Genomic DNA, 327 nt, shown 5'->3' on the forward strand with positions numbered 1-327 from the left:
ATCAAACTTATATAATAGATGTCATATCACTAAATATATATGCAGTTTTCAAAGTGCTAACGGAATTCAATTGTTTGTAATCTGCTTTATTGTTCCGCTGCCGCGGTAAGGCAAATTCAAAGAATTCTCTTGGTGGAGATGAGGAGAGTCGAACTCCTGACCCCTTGCTTGCAAGGCAAGTGCTCTCCCAACTGAGCTACACCCCCAAGTTTTCTTGTCGAAGACTCAAAGAATCTTCATTTTATTTACTTTTAGAAAGCTCAAAAGAACCCTCAAAATTAAACAGTAGGCAATTCTCCCTAGAAAGGAGGTGATCCAGCCGCACCT

At 40.1% G+C, this 327-nt stretch carries 1 tRNA gene; it reads right to left on the reverse strand.

Features of this window, described 5'->3' with window-relative positions:
* Nucleotides 1–130 precede the first annotated feature (130 nt).
* Nucleotides 131–206, reverse strand: a tRNA-Ala gene (locus Q7P33_RS17980).
* Nucleotides 207–327 lie beyond the last annotated feature (121 nt).

The sequence above is a fragment of the Acetobacterium wieringae genome (assembly GCF_026646375.1).
In the GTDB taxonomy this organism is placed as follows: Bacteria; Bacillota; Clostridia; order Eubacteriales; family Eubacteriaceae; genus Acetobacterium; species Acetobacterium wieringae_A.